The sequence below is a fragment of the Pseudomonas sp. S5F11 genome (assembly GCF_019641515.1).
GTDB classification, from domain to species: domain Bacteria; phylum Pseudomonadota; class Gammaproteobacteria; order Pseudomonadales; family Pseudomonadaceae; genus Aquipseudomonas; species Aquipseudomonas rhodesiae.
Genome location: NZ_JAIFJZ010000001.1, coordinates 2,532,139 through 2,552,692, shown reverse-complemented (window position 1 = coordinate 2,552,692; position 20,554 = coordinate 2,532,139). Strand labels below are relative to the sequence as shown.

16 protein-coding genes are annotated in these 20,554 nt (G+C 61.8%); 10 read left to right on the top strand and 6 right to left on the bottom strand.

Annotated features, from left to right (window positions below):
* The first annotated feature begins 4 nt into the window (after window positions 1-4).
* The 9 genes from murD to lpxC all read left to right on the top strand — a co-directional run bounded on the left by murD (window position 5) and on the right by lpxC (window position 10,512).
* The gene (gene murD / locus K1567_RS11515) at window positions 5-1,351 is read left to right on the top strand and encodes a UDP-N-acetylmuramoyl-L-alanine--D-glutamate ligase (RefSeq protein ID WP_169867997.1); all 1,347 of its coding nucleotides are present in this window, start codon (window positions 5-7) and stop codon (window positions 1,349-1,351) included.
* Window positions 1,348-2,571: a putative lipid II flippase FtsW gene (gene ftsW, locus K1567_RS11510; RefSeq protein ID WP_034095962.1), complete on the top strand. Its 1,224-nt coding sequence runs from the start codon at window positions 1,348-1,350 to the stop codon at window positions 2,569-2,571. The genes murD and ftsW overlap by 4 nt, the downstream gene beginning before the upstream one ends.
* Window positions 2,561-3,631 (top strand): undecaprenyldiphospho-muramoylpentapeptide beta-N-acetylglucosaminyltransferase, encoded by a 1,071-nt coding sequence (gene murG, locus K1567_RS11505; protein WP_034095963.1) that lies wholly within the window; start codon window positions 2,561-2,563, stop codon window positions 3,629-3,631. Before ftsW ends, murG begins: the two co-directional genes overlap by 11 nt.
* Window positions 3,624-5,069, top strand: coding sequence for a UDP-N-acetylmuramate--L-alanine ligase (murC, locus tag K1567_RS11500; protein WP_034095964.1), 1,446 nt, complete (start codon window positions 3,624-3,626; stop codon window positions 5,067-5,069). The genes murG and murC overlap by 8 nt, the downstream gene beginning before the upstream one ends.
* Window positions 5,066-6,022: a D-alanine--D-alanine ligase gene (locus K1567_RS11495; RefSeq protein ID WP_034095965.1), complete on the top strand. Its 957-nt coding sequence runs from the start codon at window positions 5,066-5,068 to the stop codon at window positions 6,020-6,022. Before murC ends, K1567_RS11495 begins: the two co-directional genes overlap by 4 nt.
* Window positions 6,023-6,026: 4 nt before the next feature.
* On the top strand, window positions 6,027-6,896 hold the full coding sequence (locus K1567_RS11490) for a cell division protein FtsQ/DivIB (protein WP_034095966.1): 870 nt from the start codon (window positions 6,027-6,029) through the stop codon (window positions 6,894-6,896).
* A 15-nt stretch (window positions 6,897-6,911) separates the two neighbouring features.
* Complete coding sequence (gene ftsA / locus K1567_RS11485; protein WP_034095967.1) at window positions 6,912-8,174, top strand: cell division protein FtsA; 1,263 nt, start codon at window positions 6,912-6,914, stop codon at window positions 8,172-8,174.
* A gap of 117 nt (window positions 8,175-8,291) precedes the next feature.
* Window positions 8,292-9,488 carry a cell division protein FtsZ gene (ftsZ, locus tag K1567_RS11480; protein WP_034095968.1) on the top strand — a complete coding sequence of 399 codons (1,197 nt, stop codon included), beginning with the start codon at window positions 8,292-8,294 and terminating at the stop codon, window positions 9,486-9,488.
* Window positions 9,489-9,600: 112 nt separating this feature from the next.
* The gene (gene lpxC, locus K1567_RS11475; protein ID WP_003171886.1) at window positions 9,601-10,512 is read left to right on the top strand and encodes a UDP-3-O-acyl-N-acetylglucosamine deacetylase; all 912 of its coding nucleotides are present in this window, start codon (window positions 9,601-9,603) and stop codon (window positions 10,510-10,512) included.
* Between the two features lie 52 nt (window positions 10,513-10,564).
* On the opposite strand, the gene K1567_RS11470 is transcribed toward lpxC, so the two are convergent.
* The 6 genes from K1567_RS11470 to K1567_RS11445 all read right to left on the bottom strand — a co-directional run bounded on the left by K1567_RS11470 (window position 10,565) and on the right by K1567_RS11445 (window position 20,071).
* Complete coding sequence (locus K1567_RS11470; protein WP_169867998.1) at window positions 10,565-12,085, bottom strand: sensor domain-containing diguanylate cyclase; 1,521 nt, start codon at window positions 12,083-12,085, stop codon at window positions 10,565-10,567.
* A gap of 88 nt (window positions 12,086-12,173) precedes the next feature.
* Window positions 12,174-13,502: an OprD family porin gene (locus tag K1567_RS11465; RefSeq protein WP_220698511.1), complete on the bottom strand. Its 1,329-nt coding sequence runs from the start codon at window positions 13,500-13,502 to the stop codon at window positions 12,174-12,176.
* 269 nt (window positions 13,503-13,771) lie between these two features.
* Window positions 13,772-15,136, bottom strand: a complete 1,365-nt coding sequence (locus K1567_RS11460; protein ID WP_169867999.1) for a heavy metal sensor histidine kinase — start codon at window positions 15,134-15,136, stop codon at window positions 13,772-13,774.
* Window positions 15,126-15,803, bottom strand: a complete 678-nt coding sequence (locus K1567_RS11455; protein WP_034095972.1) for a heavy metal response regulator transcription factor — start codon at window positions 15,801-15,803, stop codon at window positions 15,126-15,128. The genes K1567_RS11460 and K1567_RS11455 overlap by 11 nt, the downstream gene beginning before the upstream one ends.
* A 9-nt stretch (window positions 15,804-15,812) precedes the next feature.
* Complete coding sequence (locus tag K1567_RS11450; RefSeq protein WP_034111812.1) at window positions 15,813-18,908, bottom strand: multidrug efflux RND transporter permease subunit; 3,096 nt, start codon at window positions 18,906-18,908, stop codon at window positions 15,813-15,815.
* Window positions 18,905-20,071 (bottom strand): efflux RND transporter periplasmic adaptor subunit, encoded by a 1,167-nt coding sequence (locus K1567_RS11445; protein ID WP_047881634.1) that lies wholly within the window; start codon window positions 20,069-20,071, stop codon window positions 18,905-18,907. Before K1567_RS11445 ends, K1567_RS11450 begins: the two co-directional genes overlap by 4 nt.
* A gap of 214 nt (window positions 20,072-20,285) precedes the next feature.
* On the opposite strand from K1567_RS11445, the gene K1567_RS11440 reads away from it, so the two are divergent.
* Entirely contained in the window at window positions 20,286-20,519 is a 234-nt protein-coding gene (locus K1567_RS11440) for a hypothetical protein (RefSeq protein ID WP_034111815.1), read from the top strand.
* Window positions 20,520-20,554 lie beyond the last annotated feature (35 nt).

Sequence of the window (20,554 nt, the reverse complement as noted above, 5' to 3'; positions counted from 1 at the left end):
ACGAGTGTCCCTGATCGCTTCAGACCACTTCCGCATCGTTGTCGGCCTCGGCAAGAGCGGCATGTCCCTGGTTCGCTTCCTGGCGAGCCGGGGCACGTCGTTTGCCGTGGCCGATACGCGGGAAAATCCACCGGAGCTGGTCACGCTGCGTCGTGACTACCCGCACGTGGAAGTGCGTTGTGGCGAGCTGGATGTCGAGTTTCTGTGCCGCGCCGACGAGCTCTACGTGAGCCCCGGCCTGGCCCTGGCGACTCCGGCCCTGCAAGCGGCTGCGGCCCGTGGCGTGAAGCTGTCCGGCGATATCGACCTGTTTGCGCGCAATGCCAAGGCGCCGATTGTAGCCATCAGCGGTTCCAACGCGAAAAGCACCGTCACTACCCTGGTCGGCGACATGGCGGCAGCGGCCGGCAAGCGCGTGGCCGTGGGTGGCAACCTCGGCACCCCGGCGCTGGACCTGCTCAGCGATGATGTCGAGCTGTACGTGATGGAACTGTCGAGCTTCCAACTGGAGACCACCCACGACCTCGGTGCCGAAGTGGCCACCGTGTTGAACGTGAGTGAAGACCACATGGACCGCTACAGCGGCCTACCGGCGTATCACCTGGCCAAGCACCGGATCTTTCGCGGCGCTAAGCAAGTGGTGGTCAACCGTAATGATGCCCTGAGCCGTCCGCTGATGGGCGAAGGGTTGCCATGCTGGACATTCGGTTTGGGCAAACCCGACTTCAAGGCTTTCGGCATTCGTGAAGAGAATGGCGAGAAATACCTGGCATTCGAATTCCAGAGCCTGATGCCGGTGCGCGAGTTGAAAATCCGTGGTGCCCACAACCAGTCGAACGCCCTGGCGGCACTGGCGCTCGGGCATGCCGTGGGTTTGCCGTTCGATGCCATGCTCTCGACCCTGCGCACTTTCGCCGGGCTTGAACACCGCTGCCAGTGGGTGCGTGACCTGGATGGCGTGAGCTATTACAACGATTCCAAGGCCACCAATGTCGGCGCCGCGCTGGCTGCCATCGAAGGCCTTGGCGCCGATATCGACGGTAAGCTGGTGCTGATCGCCGGTGGTGACGGCAAGGGCGCCGACTTCAAGGATCTCAAGGCACCGGTGGCCGCCCACTGCCGCGCCGTGGTGTTGCTGGGCCGTGATGCCGAGCTGATCGCCGCCGCCCTCGGTGACGCGGTGCCGCAGATTCGCGTGGCCTCCCTGGACGAGGCCGTCCTGCAATGCAAAGCCGTGGCCCAACCCGGTGACGCCGTTCTGCTGTCGCCGGCCTGTGCCAGCCTGGACATGTTCAAGAACTACGAAGAGCGCGGCCAGCTGTTCGCTCGCGCCGTGGAGGCCTTGGCATGAACCTGAACCTGAGAAACATCATCAAGCCGTACCCGTCGCCGATTATTACCGGGCGCGGTATCGACCTGGATTTCCCAATGCTTGCCGGTTGCCTGGCGCTGCTGGGCCTGGGCTTGGTGATGATCACTTCGGCGTCTTCCGAAGTCGCCGCCGTGCAGTCCGGCAACACCCTCTACATGATGATCCGCCATCTGGTGTACCTGGTGATCGGTATCGGTGCCTGCATCGTGACCATGATGATCCCCATCGCCACTTGGCAGCGCCTGGGCTGGCTGATGTTGATCGGCGCGTTCGGCTTGCTGGTGATGGTGATCCTGCCGGGCATCGGTCGCGAGGTAAACGGCTCGATGCGCTGGATCGGTTTCGGCGCGTTCAACGTGCAACCCTCGGAAATCGCCAAGGTGTTCGTGGTGATCTACCTGGCTGGCTATCTGGTGCGACGTCAGAAGGAAGTGCGCGAGAGTTGGATGGGGTTCTTCAAGCCATTCATCGTGCTGCTGCCCATGGCCGGCCTGTTGCTGATGGAACCCGACTTCGGCGCCACCGTGGTGATGATGGGGGCGGCGGCGGCGATGCTGTTCCTTGGCGGTGTAGGTCTGTTCCGGTTCACCTTGATGGTGGTGCTGGCGGTGGCGGCCGTGACGATTCTGGTGCAGGCGCAACCCTACCGGATGGCGCGTCTGATCACCTTTACCGACCCATGGTCCGACCAGTTCGGTTCCGGCTACCAGCTGACCCAGGCGTTGATCGCTTTCGGTCGCGGCGAGTGGCTGGGCGTTGGCCTGGGCAACAGCGTACAGAAGCAGTTCTACCTGCCCGAAGCCCACACGGACTTCGTGTTCTCGGTACTCGCCGAAGAGCTCGGCGTAGTGGGCTCGCTGTGCACTGTTGCGCTGTTCGTGTTCGTGTGTGTACGCGGCATGTATATCGGCTTGTGGGCCGAGAAGGCCAAACAATATTTCGCCGCGTATGTGGCGTACGGCTTGTCGTTCCTGTGGATCGGCCAGTTCCTGATCAATATCGGTGTGAACGTCGGCCTGCTGCCGACCAAAGGGCTGACCTTGCCGTTCCTTAGCTACGGCGGCAGTTCCTTGGTGATTTGCTGCGCGTGCCTGGGTTTGCTGCTGCGCATCGAGTGGGAGAGTCGCACCCACCTGGGCAGCGAAGAGATGGAATTCAGCGAAAGCGACTTCGCCGAGGAGCCTATCCATGGGCGCTAATGTGCTGATCATGGCGGGTGGTACCGGGGGCCATGTGTTCCCGGCCCTGGCGTGTGCGCGGGAATTCCAGAGCCGTGGCTACACGGTGCACTGGCTGGGGACGCCGCGCGGCATCGAGAACGAATTGGTGCCTAACGCTGGGTTGCCGCTGCACCTGATCAACGTCAGCGGCCTACGTGGCAAGAGCAAGTTGTCCTTGCTCAAAGCACCGTTCGTATTGCTCAAGGCGGTTTGGCAGGCGCGCAAGGTTATCCGTGAGTTGAAGCCTGTCTGCGTGCTTGGCTTCGGCGGTTACGTGACCGGCCCTGGCGGCGTAGCAGCCAGGCTGGCCGGTGTACCGGTGATCGTCCACGAACAGAATGCCGTGGCCGGCACCGCCAACCGCCTGCTGGTGCCGCTGGCGGCGCGGGTGTGTGAGGCATTCCCGAACACCTTTGGCTTGTCGAGCAAACGCCGCACCACCGGCAACCCGGTGCGTACCGAGCTGTTCATGGGCATCGCTCGCGATGCCTTGGCCGGGCGCAAGGCGCACCTGTTGATCCTGGGCGGAAGCCTGGGCGCTGAACCACTGAACAAATTGCTGCCCGAAGCCGTGGCACAACTGCCGTTGGAGCTACGCCCGGAGATCTTTCACCAGGCCGGCAAAAACCACGATGAAGTCACCGCCGCGCGTTATCGCGAAGCCGGTGTGGAGGCCAACGTACAGCCTTTCATCAAAGACATGGCCCATGCCTATGGCTGGGCCGACCTGGTGGTTTGTCGCGCTGGTGCGCTGACCGTCAGTGAACTGGCCGCCGCCGGTCTGCCGTCCTTGCTGGTGCCTCTGCCCCATGCGATTGACGATCACCAGACCCGCAACGCCGAATATTTGGCCGGGGAGGGCGCTGCCTTCCTGCTGCCGCAAAGAACGACTGGCGCCGCCGATTTGGCCGCACGCCTGACCGAGGTTTTGATGCAACCGGAACGACTTAACAGCATGGCGAGCACCGCAAGCCGCCTGGCCAAACCTGAAGCAACCCGCACCGTGGTCGATATCTGCCTGGAGGTGGCCCATGGTTGAGAATCAGAAAGCCATGCCGCAGCCGGAAATGCGCCGTATCCGTCGCATTCACTTCGTCGGAATCGGCGGCGTGGGTATGTGCGGCATTGCTGAAGTGCTGCTCAACCTGGGCTATCAGGTGTCCGGTTCGGACTTGAAAGAATCCCAGGTCACCGACCGCCTCAAATCCTTTGGTGCGCAGATCTTTATCGGCCACCGTGCCGAGAACGCCGCCGAGGCCGATGTGCTGGTGGTGTCCAGCGCGGTGAACACAGCTAACCCGGAAGTGGCCACCGCCCTTGAACGTCGTATTCCCGTGGTGCCGCGCGCCGAGATGCTCGCCGAGCTGATGCGCTATCGCCACGGCATCGCGGTCGCCGGCACCCACGGCAAAACCACCACCACCAGCCTGATCGCCTCGGTGTTCGCCGCCGGTGGCCTGGACCCGACGTTTGTGATCGGCGGCCGTCTGAATGCAGCCGGCACCAACGCCCAGCTTGGCACCAGCCGCTACCTGATCGCCGAAGCCGACGAAAGCGATGCCAGCTTCCTGCATCTGCAACCGTTGGTGGCTGTGGTCACCAACATCGACGCCGACCACATGGCGACCTACGACGGTGACTTCAACAAGTTGAAGAAAACCTTCGTCGAGTTCCTCCACAACCTGCCGTTCTACGGCTTGGCGGTGGTGTGCCTGGACGACCCTGTAGTGCGCGAGATTCTGCCGCTGGTCAAACGCCCGACCGTCACTTACGGCTTCAGCGAAGATGCCGACGTGCGTGCGATCAATGTGCGTCAGGAAGGCATGCAAACCTTCTTCACCGTGCTGCGTCCGGACCGTGAGCCGTTGGATGTGTCGGTGAACATGCCGGGTAACCACAACGTATTGAACTCCCTGGCGACCATCTGCATTGCTTCCGATGAAGGCGTCAGCGATGAAGCGATCGTCGAAGGTCTGTCGCGCTTTGCCGGTGTGGGCCGACGCTTCCAGGTCTACGGCCAATTGCCGGTAGAGGGCGGCGACGTGATGCTGGTGGACGACTATGGTCACCACCCGACCGAAGTCGCCGCCGTGATCAAGGCCGTGCGCGGTGGCTGGCCGGAGCGTCGCCTGGTGATGGTGTACCAGCCGCACCGCTACAGCCGTACCCGCGATCTATACGATGACTTCGTCAATGTATTGGCCGACGCCAACGTGCTGCTGCTGATGGAGGTCTACCCGGCCGGTGAAGAACCGATCCCGGGCGCCGACAGCCGCAAGCTATGCAACAGCATCCGCCAGCGTGGCCAGTTGGACCCGATCTACATCGAGCGCGGTGTGGACCTGGCGCCAATCGTCAAGCCGCTGCTGCGTGCCGGTGACATTCTGCTGTGCCAGGGCGCCGGTGACATCGGTGGCCTTGCCCCTAAATTGCTGGCGAGCCCGCTCTTCGCCGCTGCCCAGGGGAAGTCGAAATGATCACGAACTACGAAGCCCTGTTTTCCACCATCACGCCTGCCGACTTCGGCCGCGTGGCGGTGTTGTTTGGCGGTAAGAGCGCCGAGCGTGAAGTGTCACTCAAGTCCGGCAACGCCGTGCTCGAAGCCCTGCAAAGCGCCGGCGTGAATGCGTTCGGGATTGATGTGGGCGATGATTTTCTCGCGCGCCTGTTGGCCGAAAAAATCGACCGCGCCTTTATCATCCTGCACGGTCGCGGCGGTGAAGACGGCAGCATGCAGGGCCTGTTGGAGTGCGCCGGTATTCCCTACACCGGTAGCGGCATCCTGGCCTCGGCATTGGCCATGGACAAGCTGCGCACCAAGCAGGTGTGGCACAGCCTGGGTATTCCAACCCCGCGTCACAGTGTTCTGTGCAGCGAAGCCGATTGTATTTCTGCAGTCGAGGAACTGGGCACTCCTTTGATCGTCAAACCTGCCCATGAAGGCTCCAGTATCGGCATGGCCAAAGTGAACTCGGCCGCCGAATTGATCGACGCATGGAAAGCGGCAAGTACCTACGATTCGCAAGTGTTGGTGGAACAGTGGATTTCCGGTCCCGAGTACACCATCGCCACCCTGCGTGGCCAGGTATTGCCGCCCATCGCATTGGGCACGCCCCACACCTTTTACGATTACGACGCCAAGTACCTGGCTTCCGATACCCAGTACCGGATCCCATGCGGCCTCGACGCAAACAAAGAACAGGAATTGATGGACCTTACGGCGAAAGCCTGTGAGGCGTTGGGTATCGCCGGTTGGGCACGGGCAGACGTGATGCAGGACGACCAAGGCAACTTCTGGTTCCTTGAGGTCAACACCGCACCAGGCATGACCGATCACAGCCTGGTACCAATGGCTGCCCGTGCCGCCGGTCTGGACTTCCAGCAGTTGGTGCTGGCGATCCTGGCCGCCAGCATCGAGGCAAGAGGCTAACGACATGAAAGGCGCATCGCTTCGTCATCAGCCCCCACGTGCACCGAGCCGCAAGCCGGTGCCCCGGGGTGCCAGTCGCATGGTGGCTAAAGAGCCGATGTCGGCGCGCCTGCCGAAAGCCAATTTTGCTTTCCTCAAGGCGCTGTTCTGGCCGGTGTTGCTGGTGGTATTGGGCTTCGGCACTTATGAAGGCGCGCAGCGTCTACTGCCGTACGCCGACCGCCCCATCACCAAGATCAGTGTGCAGGGCGATCTGAGCTACATCAGCCAGCAGGCGGTACAGCAGCGCATCGGCCCGTTCCTGGCGGCGAGCTTCTTCACCATCGACCTGGCCGGCATGCGCCGGGAGCTGGAGCAGATGCCGTGGATCGCCCACGCCGAAGTGCGTCGCGTGTGGCCGGATCAGGTGACGATCCGCCTGGAAGAACAACTGCCGGTGGCCCGTTGGGGGGACGAGGCGCTGTTGAACAACCAGGGCCAGGCGTTCACCCCGCGTGAGCTGGCCAACTACGAGCACCTGCCGCAGTTGTTCGGGCCGCAGCGGGCGCAGCAGCAAGTGATGCAGCAGTACCAGGCCTTGAGCCAGATGCTGCGGCCACTGGGCTTCTCCATTGCACGCCTGGAATTGCGTGAACGGGGCAGCTGGTTTTTGACAACCGGGGCAGGCAGTTCCGGCCCGGGCATCGAGTTGTTGCTGGGACGCGACCGCTTGGTGGAGAAGATGCGCCGCTTTATTGCCATCTACGACAAAACCTTGAAAGAACAGATTACGAACATTGCGAGCGTCGACCTGCGTTACGCCAACGGCCTTGCCGTCGGCTGGCGTGAACCGGCTGCGCCCACGGCAGCGCAACCCGCTGTCGCGAAGAATTAAGAAGAGGCAGGACCCATGGCAAACGTGCAAAGCGGCAAAATGATCGTCGGTCTGGATATCGGCACCTCCAAGGTGGTGGCGCTGGTGGGCGAGGTCGGGGAAGACGGCACGATCGAAATCGTCGGTATTGGCACGCATCCGTCCCGGGGCCTGAAGAAGGGCGTGGTGGTGAACATCGAGTCCACCGTGCAATCGATCCAGCGCGCCATCGAAGAAGCGCAGTTGATGGCCGGTTGCCGGATTCACTCGGCGTTCGTTGGCGTGGCGGGCAACCATATCCGCAGCCTGAACTCCCACGGCATCGTGGCGATCCGCGACCGCGAAGTCAGCTCGGCCGACCTGGAGCGTGTGCTCGACGCCGCCCAGGCCGTAGCAATCCCGGCTGACCAGCGCGTCTTGCACACCCTGCCGCAGGACTACGTGATCGATAACCAGGAAGGCGTTCGCGAGCCTTTGGGCATGTCGGGCGTACGTCTGGAAGCCAAGGTCCATGTGGTGACTTGTGCGGTCAATGCCGCGCAAAACATCGAGAAGTGCGTGCGCCGTTGCGGCCTGGAAATCGACGACATCATCCTTGAGCAACTGGCCTCGGCCTACTCGGTGCTGACCGACGACGAAAAAGAACTGGGCGTGTGCCTGGTGGACATCGGCGGCGGTACCACCGATATCGCGATCTTCACCGAAGGTGCGATCCGTCACACCGCCGTGATCCCGATTGCCGGCGACCAGGTGACCAACGACATCGCCATGGCACTGCGCACACCGACCCAGTACGCCGAAGAAATCAAGATCCGTTACGCCTGCGCCCTGGCCAAACTGGCCGGTGCCGGCGAAACCATCAAAGTGCCGAGCGTGGGCGATCGTCCACCGCGCGAACTGTCGCGTCAGGCCCTTGCCGAAGTGGTCGAGCCGCGCTACGACGAACTGTTCACCCTGATCCAGGCTGAACTGCGCCGCAGCGGCTACGAAGATTTGATCCCGGCCGGCATCGTGCTGACCGGCGGCACCTCGAAGATGGAAGGCGCGGTCGAACTGGCCGAGGAAATCTTCCATATGCCGGTGCGCCTGGGCGTGCCACATGGCGTCAAGGGCTTGGGCGACGTGGTGCGCAACCCGATTTATTCCACCGGCGTGGGTTTGCTGTTGTACGGGCTGCAGAAGCAGACCGACGGCATTTCCCTGTCGGGCCCAAGCAACCGTGACAGCTACCGTGGCGACGACGAAGCCAAGGCACCGTTGTTCGAGCGGTTACAGGCTTGGGTAAAAGGGAACTTCTAACGAAGTTGGCTTCATGCGACAAGTTACAAGCTTCAAGCTTGCAGCTCATGGCTTGCAACTTGGAGCTGCTGTAAAGCAGTAGGCGAAAAAACTAGAGAAAACGAAAGGAGAGGGAAAATGTTCGAACTCGTAGACAACATCCCCGCCAGCCCGGTCATCAAAGTGATCGGTGTCGGCGGTGGCGGCGGCAACGCTGTCAACCATATGGTCAAGAGCAACATTGAAGGCGTTGAATTCATCTGCGCCAACACGGATGCCCAGGCGCTGAAAAGCATCGGCGCGCGCACCATCCTGCAATTGGGCACCGCGGTGACCAAGGGCCTCGGCGCTGGCGCCAACCCGGAAGTCGGCCGTCAAGCCGCCCTGGAAGACCGCGAGCGTATTGCCGAAGTGCTGCAAGGCACCAACATGGTGTTCATCACCACCGGCATGGGCGGCGGCACTGGTACCGGTGCTGCGCCGATCATCGCCGAAGTGGCCAAGGAAATGGGGATTCTGACGGTTGCAGTAGTGACCCGTCCGTTCCCGTTCGAAGGTCGCAAGCGTATGCAGATCGCCGACGAAGGCATCCGTCTGCTGTCTGAAAGCGTCGACTCGTTGATCACTATTCCCAACGAGAAACTGCTGACCATCCTGGGCAAGGACGCTAGCCTGCTGTCCGCTTTCGCCAAGGCTGACGATGTACTGGCCGGTGCCGTTCGCGGTATCTCCGACATCATCAAGCGCCCAGGCATGATCAACGTCGACTTTGCCGACGTCCGTACCGTGATGAGCGAAATGGGCATGGCGATGATGGGCACTGGCTGCGCCAGCGGTCCGAACCGTGCACGCGAAGCTACCGAAGCGGCCATCCGCAACCCGCTGCTGGAAGACGTGAACCTGCAAGGCGCACGCGGCATCCTGGTGAATATCACCGCCGGTCCTGACCTGTCCCTGGGTGAGTACTCCGACGTGGGTAGCATCATTGAAGCCTTCGCTTCCGAGCACGCCATGGTCAAGGTCGGTACCGTGATCGATCCGGACATGCGCGACGAGCTGCACGTCACCGTGGTTGCCACCGGTCTGGGTGCCAAGATCGAGAAGCCTGTGAAGGTCATCGACAACACCCTGCACAGCAGCCAGGCCAGCCAGGCGGCTGCCGCTCCAGCCCCTGCGCGTCAGGAGCTGCCGTCGGTGAACTACCGCGATCTGGATCGTCCGACTGTGATGCGCAACCAGGCTCAGGCCGGTGCTGCGGCGTCCCGTAGCCCGAATCCGCAAGATGACCTGGACTACCTGGACATCCCGGCATTCCTGCGTCGTCAGGCCGATTAATGGAATGTATCAGGGCTATGAAGGTGATTGGTGTTCAGCAAAGGTCTGGTCTGCTATTATCGCCAGCCTTTGTTGATACCAGTTCGCAATTTGCGCTGAAGCGGTCCAAGCCATGATTAAACAACGCACCCTGAAGAATATTATTCGTGCCACAGGTGTAGGTCTGCACTCCGGGGAAAAGGTCTACCTGACCCTCAAGCCTGCACCTGTCGACACCGGCATCGTGTTTGTGCGTGCCGACCTGGACCCTGTGGTGCAGATTCCTGCTCGCGCGGAAAACGTTGGCGAAACCACTATGTCGACCACATTGGTCAACGGTGACGTCAAAGTGGACACGGTGGAGCACTTGCTCTCGGCCATGGCCGGTTTGGGCATCGATAACGCCTACGTCGAGCTCTCCGCGTCCGAAGTCCCGATCATGGATGGCAGCGCTGGACCCTTCGTATTCTTGATTCAATCTGCCGGCCTGGAAGAACAGGACGCAGCTAAGAAGTTCATTCGCATTCTGCGGGAAGTGACAGTAGAAGACGGCGACAAGCGCGCCACCTTCGTTCCGTTCGAAGGCTTTAAAGTGAGCTTTGAGATCGATTTCGATCACCCGGTATTCCGTGACCGCACCCAAAGTGCAAGCGTGGATTTTTCCAGCACTTCGTTTGTAAAAGAAGTCAGCCGCGCCCGTACCTTTGGTTTCATGAGTGACATCGAGTACCTGCGCAAGCACAACCTCGCACTCGGCGGCAGCGTTGAAAACGCCATTGTGGTCGACGCGGATGGTGTACTGAACGAAGACGGCCTTCGCTATGAAGACGAATTCGTGAAGCACAAGATCCTCGATGCAATCGGTGACCTCTACCTGCTGGGCAATAGCCTGATAGGCGAGTTCAAAGGCTTCAAGTCGGGCCACGCCCTTAACAACCAGCTGCTGCGCAAGTTGATTGAGCAGACAGACGCTTGGGAAGTCGTGACCTTCGAAGATGCCAGCACCGCACCGATCTCTTACATGCGTCCCGTTGCGGCGGTGTAAGTAACAACTCTCTTTCTTTAGTTTTTAAAGGCTGCCTTCGGGTGGCCTTTTTTTATTCCTGTGGGGTGTGGGCCTCGGTTGGCGGTGCACCGGCATCCACGATGCAATTGCGCCCACTGTGCTTGGCCTCATACAACGCCTGGTCCGCACTGAGCAGCAGCGCTTCCAGGGATTGGCGGTTGCGTTTATCCCAGGTGCTCACGCCGATGCTCACGGTGATCGGCCGCTCGCTACCCGCCACCCGTGGCAAGTGTTCGACGCTGCTGCGGATGTGCTCGGCGATGACCATGGCGCCTGCGGCATCAGTATGGGGCAGCACCACCGCGAATTCCTCGCCGCCATAGCGGGCGGCGAGGTCGGCGGGGCGGCGTATATTGCCGGCGATCACTTGGGCCACGGTGCGCAGGGCCTCGTCGCCGCCGCTATGACCGTGGCGGTCGTTGAACGCCTTGAAGTGATCCACGTCGATCATCAGCAGGGTCAGTGGCTCGGTCGAGCGCTGGGCGCGATCCCATTCCTGGCGCAGGCGCTCGTCGAGGATGCGACGGTTGGCCAGTCCGGTCAGGGCATCCGTGGCTGCCAGTTCTGACAGCACCCGTTCGGCGCGATAGCGACGTCGCAGCTCGCGACGCAGCATCCAGGCCAGCCACAACAACCCGATGCACAGAATGCCGGTCGCGCCGCTGGTCAGCAGTGCGGCGCGTTTCCAGGGGGCGAACACATCCTCGCGAGACAGCGCCACCACTACGATCAGTGGCAGTGTGCCCACGGTAGTGAAGGTGTACAGCCGGTCCTTGCCGGTGATGGTCGAGGTTGCCTGGAAGCTGCCATTGCCTTCGCGCAACATGCGCTTGAAATTCGGTCGCTCGCTCAAATCCTTGTTAATCATGTCGCTTTCGAGCAGCGGCTGTTGGGCCAGCAGGATGCCGTGGGTATTGAGTAGGTTGACGCTGCTACCGTTGCCGATGGCCAGGGTGCTGAACAATTGATCGAAATACGCCAGGCGCATGGTCGCCACCGCAACGCCGGCGAACTCGCCATTGGGCCCCGATACGCGCCGACTGAATGCTATGCGCCACACTTGGTCGCAGTCGCAACGGGTCTGGAAGGCCCGGCTGATATACAAACCGGCCTGCGGGTCCTTCAGATGCACCTGGAAATAATCGCGATCAGCGAAATTGCGCGGGGTGGGCCGCAGGGTCGAGGAATCCGCGATCACGGTGCCATTGGCATCCAGCATCAGCACCTCGCCTTTAAAGGGCGCGGCGGTGGATAAATCGAATTGCACCAGGTGTTGGATAGTGGCGTCGACCTTGGCCAGGTCCTCGCGCTGCCTGGCGGCTATCAGCCCCTTGAGGGCCAGGTCGTACAGCTCGACGTTGCGCAGCACATCGGCGTTGATCAGTTGGGCGATATTGGTGGACGAGCGCTTGGCCGCCTGCAGGGTACTGGTGTGTTCGCGGATCAATAACGCCGCGACGATAATGACGATCAGGACGACGGTGAGGCCGCTGCCCAGAAGGAGCAACAATTGCGGGTGTGCGGAAGGGTGGCGAGCACGGCGTGGACTCATCGGGCAGAACTTCAGCGGTATGGATGCTGGCAGTTTAGTTCTACCCGATGAAGATTGGATACTCGGTTACCAAAGAAAGAAAGGTGCCTCAGAACACATCAATCGGATAGTCGACGATCACCCGGTATTCATCCACATCGCGGTCTACTGCCGAGTAGCCGTTGCTGCCACGGTGGGTCGCCCATTGCAGGCGCACGGCCAGGTCTTTGGCCTGGCCGCCTTGCACCACATATTTCAAATCGATATCCCGCTCCCAGTGCTTGGCGTCCTTACCGTCGGCGCTGTACCAGGCGCTGTAGCCACGGCTTTGCGGGTCGACCTGGGTCAAGTCGGTCTTGCCGCTGATGTACGACACCGCCGTGGTCAGGCCGGGCATACCGAGGCCGACAAAATCATAGGCGTACTTGAGCTTCCACGAGCGTTCATTCGGGCCGTTGAAGTCCGAGTATTGCTGGGAGTTATCCAGGTACACGCTGTCGCCCTGGGTGATGTAGTCAAACGGCGTATTGCCGTTAACCCGCTGGTAGGCGGCGGTCACGCTATGGTTGCCTACGCCCACGGTCAAATGCAGGCTCCAGGTGTTGTTGTCGATATCCCCCAACAGGGATTGGCCGGTGTCCTGGGTGTGGTAGTAGTGCAGGCCCGGGTTGAGGGTGACCAGGTCGTTGAGGGCGTAGGTGTAGTCCAGGTCGTAGTAGTACTGGTGCCAGACGTCCTTGAGTTCGGATGCATAGAGATTGCTGGTCACCCCCGGCACACCGCTGAACGACACGCCGGCCCAATCCAGGTGTTGACTGCTGCGGTTATCGGGCAAGGCGCCGTAGCTGGCGCCGATGCGCCGATGGCCGCTCTGGTTGTAGAGCTTGGTGAAGCTGGCTTGGCCGCCCTCGAACATCCAGCCGTCCAGGCTATGGTTGCTCAGGCTAACGCCACGGAAAGTCTGCGGCAGCATGCGGGTCATGCCACCGGCAATCACCGGGTTATTGAGGAACAGGTCACCGGCTTTGAGTTCGGTGTCGAAGGCGCGCATTTTCAGGGTGCCGCCGGCCGTGGAGAACGAACCGGGGGCCTTGCCGCTGCCGCTGTCGCTGCCATAGGGAAGGATGCTGGAACCATCGGTGCCACCACCGCCGTCGAGCTTGAGGCCCAGCATGGCGTGAGCGTCCAGGCCGAAACCGACGGTGCCCTGGGTGTAGCCCGATTCGAAGGTGCCGATAAAACCCTGGCCCCATTCCTTGCTGTCGTCGGTGTGGAAGTCGCGACGGTCGCGGTTCATATAGTAATTACGGGTGTCGATTCTAAGGTGTGAACCTTCGACGAAACCGTCGGCGGGGAGGCTGTCTGCTGCGTGGGCTAGGGGGATAATCGTTGCTGCAATCGCGAGAAATAACGGGGTGAACGTCAGTGAGTTCTTCACCAGTAAAGCTCCTTTGGGTCAATCGTAAACGGCCGGTGTCGTGGGGGATGCCCGGCCTTTTTGACGGCAAAAAAAAGCCGCTGAAGGTCAGCGGCTTTAAGACAGATTCCCAGCGTAGAGCCCTGGAAATAAGTCGAGGGAAATTCGGGTAAGCGGGTCAGCTGTCTTTGCCGTCGCGCTCATCGATGCGTCAAATTAACGCAGGCGAGCACTGCGAAACAGAGTGTAACAAGATAATAACTGTTGCCCAAACCGCAACAGTCACGCACTTAGAGCGGTAGGGTGATGCCGAAAGTATTGCCACCGGTGTCGCTGCGCACAAACACATCCCCGCCGTGCATCAGCGCAATCGCTTTGACGATGGCCAGCCCCAACCCGTGATTCGCCCCGCTGTTACGCCGCGAGGCGTCGACCCGATAGAAGCGCTCGAACAACCGTGGCAGGTGTTCACTGGCGATTGTTTCGCCCGGGTTGGTCACGGCGATTGCCACCTGCTGCGCCTGCACCTCGATATGTACGTTAATCACCTGACCTGGGGCGGTGTGTTGCACGGCATTACTCAACAAGTTGATCAGCGCACGGCGCAGGTGGGCTTTTTCGATCTGTACCTGGGCGTCGCCGTGGACCCGCACTTGCACCTGGGCGTCTTCGAGGATGAAGTCCAAGTAATCGAGGGTGGTTGCCACCTCGTCGGCCAGTGAGCTTTCAACCAGTTTGGTGGCCTTGGTGCCCTGATCGGCGCTGGCCAGGAACAACATGTCATTGACGATCGAGCGCAGGCGTTCCAACTCTTCCAGGTTCGATTGCAACACCTCCAGATAATGCTCGGCCGAGCGTCCGCGTGTGAGGGCCACCTGGGTCTGGCCGATCAGGTTGGTCAGCGGCGAGCGCAGTTCGTGGGCCACGTCGGCATTGAACGATTCCAGGCGCGAATATGCCTGTTCCACGCGGTCGAGGGTGGCATTGAACGAGTTGACGAACTGACTGAGTTCCGGCGGCAACGGCGATAACTGCAGGCGCCCGGAGAGCTTGGGCGGTGCCAGTTTCTGCGCTTCTTCCGAGAGTTTGCCCAACGGCTTGAGGCCAATGCGCGAGACCCAGAACCCCAGCAACGCCGCCAGCAACACGCCCACCAGCGCCAGGCTGACCAACGCCACCAGCAACTGATGCTGGGTGGCGCGAAAGTTTTCGGTGTCGACGGCGATCATAAAGCGCAGCGGCGGGCGCTGGTCCTTGGCCGGGAACTGGCTGACCAGCACTTTAAGCGGGTAGCGATGGCCGGGCAGATGCAGGTCGCGCTTACCGGTGGGGCCGGCGGCGAAGGCGCGGATCTGCGCATCGGGATTGCCGTATTCGTAGGCCGGGTCGTTGCTGACTACCCAGAAGTGAATGCGCTTGTCTTCTTCGCTCAGCAGCTTGAGTTTGTTGGTGATCTTGGCCCAGTGGTCCGGCGTGCCGAAGCGGTTCACCGAAGATTCGAGCACGCTGTAGCGCGCGTCCAATTCGGCCCCCGGCAACAGGCCCAGGCCGCGATCCACTTGTTGGTACAGCGCACCGCCGATCAACAGGAAGATCAGCGCCGCAACCAGGGTGAACATGCCGCTCAGGCGCAGCGCAATGGAATTAGCCGGCACTGCGGTTCTCCAGCACATAGCCCATGCCACGGATGGTGTGCAGCAGTTTGTGTTCGAACGGGCCGTCGAGCTTGGCGCGCAGACGCTTGATCGCCACCTCGACCACGTTGGCATCGCTGTCGAAATTGATGTCCCAGACCATCTCCGCGATGGCGGTCTTGGACAGGATCTCGCCCTGGCGGCGCGCCAATACACTGAGCAGCGAGAACTCTTTGGCGGTGAGGTCCAGGCGCACGCCGTTGCGACTGGCCTTGCGGCTGATCAGGTCGATCCACAGGTCGGCGACCGTCACCTGCACCGGCTCATGCCCGCCGCTGCGACGCGTCAAGGCTTGCAGGCGTGCCACCAGTTCGAGAAACGAAAACGGTTTGCCCAAGTAATCGTCGGCGCCTTCGCGCAGGCCACGGATGCGGTCTTCCACGCGCTCGCGGGCGGTGAGCATGATCACCGGGGTCTGCTTGCGAGCACGCAAGGCGCGCAGCACACCAAAGCCATCGAGGCCGGGCAGCATCACGTCGAGCACAATCACTGCGTAATCATTCTCCAGGGCCAGGTGCAAGCCCTCGACGCCGTCGCGCGCGACATCCACGGTGTAGCCTTGCTCCGTCAGACCGCGATGCAGGTAGTCCGCGGTTTTCTCTTCATCTTCGATAATCAGGACGCGCATGACCCCGCCTCATTCTGTGGTCGCCAGCGCGGGCGCTGGTGTGGGCCGATGGAAAATTTTTTCGAGGTACAAGTATATGACCGGCGTGGTGAACAGGGTCAGCGCCTGGCTCACCAGCAGCCCGCCGACCACTGCGATACCCAGCGGTTGGCGCAGCTCCGCACCTGGCCCGGCACCGAGCATCAGCGGCACCGCGCCGAGCAGGGCGGCGAGGGTGGTCATGATGATCGGCCGGAACCGCGTGACGCAGGCTTCATAAATCGCTTCCTGGGGCGTCAGCCCGCGCACGCGCTGAGCCTCCAGGGCGAAGTCGATCATCAGGATGCCGTTCTTTTTCACGATGCCGATCAGCAGCACCAGGCCGATCAACGCCATGATCGAAAAGTCCTGGCCCATCAAGGTCAGCATGATCAGCGCGCCGAGGCCCGCCGAAGGCAGGGTCGAGATGATCGTCAGCGGATGCACGAAGCTTTCGTACAGCACCCCCAGGATGATGTACACCGCCACCAGCGCCGCGAGGATCAGCCATGGCTGGCTGGCCAGTGAACTTTGGAACGCCTGGGCCGCGCCCTGGAAGGTGCCGATGAGGGTGCTGGGCATGCCGATCTCGGCCTTGGCCTGGTCGAGCATGATCACCGCATCCCCCAGCGCCACACCGGGTGCCAGGTTGAAGGACAGGTTGGCGGCCGGGAACATACCGTCATGGCTGATGGACAACGGCCCCACGGTCGGTGGGTCGACCTTGGCCAAGGCCGATAGCGGCACCATCTCGTTGGTCAGCGGCGAGCGCAGGTAAAAGTAGTTCAGGCTCTCGGCCTTGCCGCGTTGTTGGCGGTCCAGCTCCAGCACCACTTGGTATTGATTGATCTCCGTCTGGAATTCGTTGATCTGGCGCTGGCCGAAGGCGTCATACAGTGCTTGATCCACATCGGTGGCGGTCAGACCGAACCGCGCGGCGGCCTGCCGATCGATGCTGATGTGGGTGATGCTGCCGCCCAGTTGCAGGTCATTGGACAGATCGCGAAAGGCCGGGTTGGCGCGCAGTTTTTCGGTGAGGCGCTGGGTCCAGGTGTTGAGCGTCGGGCCGTCGTTGCTCTTGAGCACATATTGATATTGGGCGCGGCTGGGGCCGGAGCTGAGGTTGATGTCCTGGCCGGCGCGCAGGTACAGCACGATGCCCGGCACCTTGGCCAGTTTCGCGCGGACGCGGTCGATAAACTGGCTGGCCGATACATCGCGCGACCCGCGATCTTTCAAGGCGATCCAGAACCGGCCGTTGGCGATGGTCTGGTTGCTGCCGGTCACCCCAACCGCGTGGGAGAACGCCTGCACCGCCGGGTCGTCCTTGATGATCTCGGCCAGTGCTTTGTGCTTGGCGACCATGTCCGGGAACGACACATCGGCCGCCGCCTCGCTGGTGCCGAGCACGAAGCCGGTGTCCTGCACCGGGAAGAACCCTTTGGGAATAAACACGTAACCGACCACGGCCAACGCGAGAGTCACCCCGAAGATCGCCAGCATGCTGCGCTGATGAGCCAGGGCCCTTCGCAGGTTACGCGCATAGCCGGCCAGCAGGCGCTCGCTGAAACCGGGTTTGGCATGGGCGTGATGACTGGGCGCGCGCATGAATAACGCGGCCAGGGTCGGTGCCAGGGTCAGGGACACCACCACCGAAATCAGGATGGTCGAGGTGGCGGTCAGCGCGAACTCCTTGAACAGGCGTCCGACCACGCCGCCCATGAACAGCAGCGGGATAAACGCCGCCACCAGCGAAAAGCTGATGGACACCACCGTAAAGCCGATCTCGCCGGCACCCTTGATCGCCGCCGCGCGTTGATCGAGGCCGGCCTCCAAATGGCGGTGGATGTTCTCCACCACCACGATGGCATCGTCCACCACAAAGCCCACGGCGATCACGATGGCCACCAGGGTCAGGTTGTTCAGGCTGAAGCCCATCAGGTACATCAGGGCAAAACTGGCGATCAACGACACGCCGAGCACGCTGGACACAATCAGCGTGGCCGACAGTTGGCGCAGGAACAACGCCATCACCGCCACCACCAGCAGGACCGCGATCAGCAAGGTCACTTCCACCTCATGCAGCGAGGCGCGGATGGTCTTGGTGCGGTCGCTCAGCACACTGACCTGCACCGACGCTGGCAGCATGGCTTGCAGGCGCGGCAACTGCGCCTGGATGCGGTCCACGGTCTCGACGATATTCGCGCCGGGCTGGCGTGAGATCACCAGGTTTACCCCGGGTGTATCCCCGGACCAGGCCTGCACGTAGGCGTTTTCCGAACCATTGATGACCTTGGCGATATCGCGCAATTGCACCGGCGCGCCGTCCTTGTAGGACACGATCAACCGTGCGTAGTCCTCGGGATGAAACAACTGATCGTTGGTCGACAGGGTCGATACGCTGTTATCGCCGTAGATCGCGCCCTTGGCCAGGTTCAGGCTCGACTGCTGGATGGCCAGGCGGATATCGGCGAGGGTCAGGCCGATGGCCGCGAGTTTGTCGGGGGAGGCTTGCACGCGGATCGCAGGACGTTGCTGACCGGTGATGTTGATTTGGCCGACGCCGTCGATCTGGCTGATCTGTCGGGCCAGGAGGGTTTCCACGTAGTCGCTCAGTTCGGTGCTGGGCATGCTGTCGGAGCTGACGCTGAGGATCAGCACCGGGCTGTCCGCCGGGTTGACCTTCTTCCAGGTCGGCAAGCTCGGCATATCGCTGGGCAGCTTGCCGGACGCGGTGTTGATCGCGGCCTGCACTTCCTGGGCGGCAGTGTCGATGCTTTTGTCGAGGGTAAATTGCAGGGTCAGCAGGGTGGAGCCCAAGGCGCTGCTGGAGGTCATCTGGGTCACGCCGGGGATCGCGCTGAATTGCACTTCCAACGGCGTGGCCACGGACGAGGCCATGGTGTCGGGGCTGGCGCCGGGCAACTGGGCGCTGACCTGAATTGTCGGAAATTCCGCCTCCGGCAGTGGCGCGATAGCCAGGCGCGGGAAGGCAATCAGCCCGAGCAGTACCAGGGCGAAGGTCAGCAGCAAGGTGGCGACCGGATGGTCGACACACCAGGCCGACGGAGAGCGGCTGCCGTTCATGGCTGCACCGTGGCGTCGACGGTTTGGATCACCTGGGGCGGCTCTTTGAGCACCTCGACCCGGGCGCCGGCCTTGAGCCGCGACTGACCATCGCTGACCAGCACATCCCCGGCCTGCACACCCTGGATCAGGCTGAGGTCGCTGTTCTGATAGGTGACCTGCACTGGTACCACCTCGACCTTGTCACCGTTGACCCGGTACACAAAGTGTGAATCCAGGCCGCGCTGCACCACGGTCGGCGGCACTACCAGGGCATTTTTGTCGAGGGCGGTCTGGATTTTGATGGTCACCAGTTGCCCCGGCCACAGGCGCTGGGCGGGGTTACTGAACTCGGCCTTGGCGCGCAGGGTGCCGGTGGTGGAGTTGATCTGGTTGTCGATCAGGCTCAGGTGGCCACGGCCCAGTAAATCGCCAGTCTGGCCGTCGGTGTCGGCGCCCAGATAGGCGTCGACACTGGCTTTTTCCGGCGCGGCGATCAGGCCTTGCAGGGTCGGCAGCATCTGCTGCGGCAGGGAAAATTCCACAGCGATCGGGTCGATCTGCGTCACGGAAAACAGGCCCAGGGCATCGCTGCTGCGCAAGAAGTTGCCTTCATCCACCGTGCGAATACCGACTCGGCCACTGACCGGCGAACGAATCTGCGTGTAGGAAAGCTGCACTTGAGCCGAATCAATCGCCGCCTGGTTGCCCTGGGCGGTGGCCTTGAGCTGGTTGACCAGGGCTTGCTGCTGGTCATAGGTCTGCTTGGACACGCCGTCATCGACACTCAACGCCTTGTAGCGCTTGAGGTTGACCAGCGCCACCTGCAACTGCGCCTGGCTCTCGCCCAACTGCGCCCTGGCCTGATCGAGGCTGGCGCGAATCGAGCGGTCATCCAGGGTAGCCAACAGGTCACCGGCCTTGACCCACTGGCCTTCCTTGACCAGCAATCGGGTGAGAATACCGTCCACCTGCGGGCGCACTACCACACTGTGCAGCGACAACACCGTGCCGATGCCGCTGACAAACCGAGGCACGTCCTGCTGCGTCACGTTCACCACCCGTACCGGGATCGCGCTGGGCGCCGCCAGCCGGGGCTTGGCCGGGCGGGTCACGGCCCAGAGGGCAATCGCGGATACCACGAGGACAACCGCGATCAGGGCGGTTTTTCGCTGAATGTGCATGGGCTGAGGCGCCGGGACAGAGGAGTGAAAGGGTTGGCCGTCTTTATAGCCCGCCAACCCGGTCAGCAAGGTGACTGCTAACTGACAGCGCTGTCAGCAAACGCCGACCATTCGTACAGGCGGTGGTTAAAGATCCGAGGCGGGCAGGTATACTGCGCGCCAGCGAAGCCCGCAAGCCGGCTTCGCTTCATTTTTTGCATGCTCCGGAGCTTCCATGAATTCCCCGACACAATCCCCTGTTGAAGCGGCCGACCTCGCCGATCCGGCCAGCGCCGAAGGCGTTGAAAAGGCCGAGATCCCGGCGTTCAAGTTTCCCTTCAAGCCGGGTGAGCTCGCCGGAGCCAAGAACGCCGCACAGCCTTGGTATAAGAACGGCGCCAAGAACGGCCACACCAAAACCCCGGGCATGGCCCCGCCGGGCACTCGGCGCTCCATGGGTAAACGCTGAGAATAAAGTCGGTCGGTTAGTTATGGCGTTTGCCT

Excerpts from the sequence above, each read along its gene's own strand:
- ftsW (WP_034095962.1), top strand. The coding sequence starts at position 1,348 with ATGAACCTGAACCTGAGAAACATCATCAAGCCGTACCCGTCGCCGATT.
- murG (WP_034095963.1), top strand. The coding sequence starts at position 2,561 with ATGGGCGCTAATGTGCTGATCATGGCGGGTGGTACCGGGGGCCATGTG.
- murC (WP_034095964.1), top strand. The coding sequence starts at position 3,624 with ATGGTTGAGAATCAGAAAGCCATGCCGCAGCCGGAAATGCGCCGTATC.
- K1567_RS11495 (WP_034095965.1), top strand. The coding sequence starts at position 5,066 with ATGATCACGAACTACGAAGCCCTGTTTTCCACCATCACGCCTGCCGAC.
- K1567_RS11490 (WP_034095966.1), top strand. The coding sequence starts at position 6,027 with ATGAAAGGCGCATCGCTTCGTCATCAGCCCCCACGTGCACCGAGCCGC.
- ftsA (WP_034095967.1), top strand. The coding sequence starts at position 6,912 with ATGGCAAACGTGCAAAGCGGCAAAATGATCGTCGGTCTGGATATCGGC.
- ftsZ (WP_034095968.1), top strand. The coding sequence starts at position 8,292 with ATGTTCGAACTCGTAGACAACATCCCCGCCAGCCCGGTCATCAAAGTG.
- lpxC (WP_003171886.1), top strand. The coding sequence starts at position 9,601 with ATGATTAAACAACGCACCCTGAAGAATATTATTCGTGCCACAGGTGTA.
- K1567_RS11470 (WP_169867998.1), bottom strand. The coding sequence starts at position 12,085 with ATGAGTCCACGCCGTGCTCGCCACCCTTCCGCACACCCGCAATTGTTG.
- K1567_RS11455 (WP_034095972.1), bottom strand. The coding sequence starts at position 15,803 with ATGCGCGTCCTGATTATCGAAGATGAAGAGAAAACCGCGGACTACCTG.
- K1567_RS11450 (WP_034111812.1), bottom strand. The coding sequence starts at position 18,908 with ATGAACGGCAGCCGCTCTCCGTCGGCCTGGTGTGTCGACCATCCGGTC.
- K1567_RS11445 (WP_047881634.1), bottom strand. The coding sequence starts at position 20,071 with ATGCACATTCAGCGAAAAACCGCCCTGATCGCGGTTGTCCTCGTGGTA.
- K1567_RS11440 (WP_034111815.1), top strand. The coding sequence starts at position 20,286 with ATGAATTCCCCGACACAATCCCCTGTTGAAGCGGCCGACCTCGCCGAT.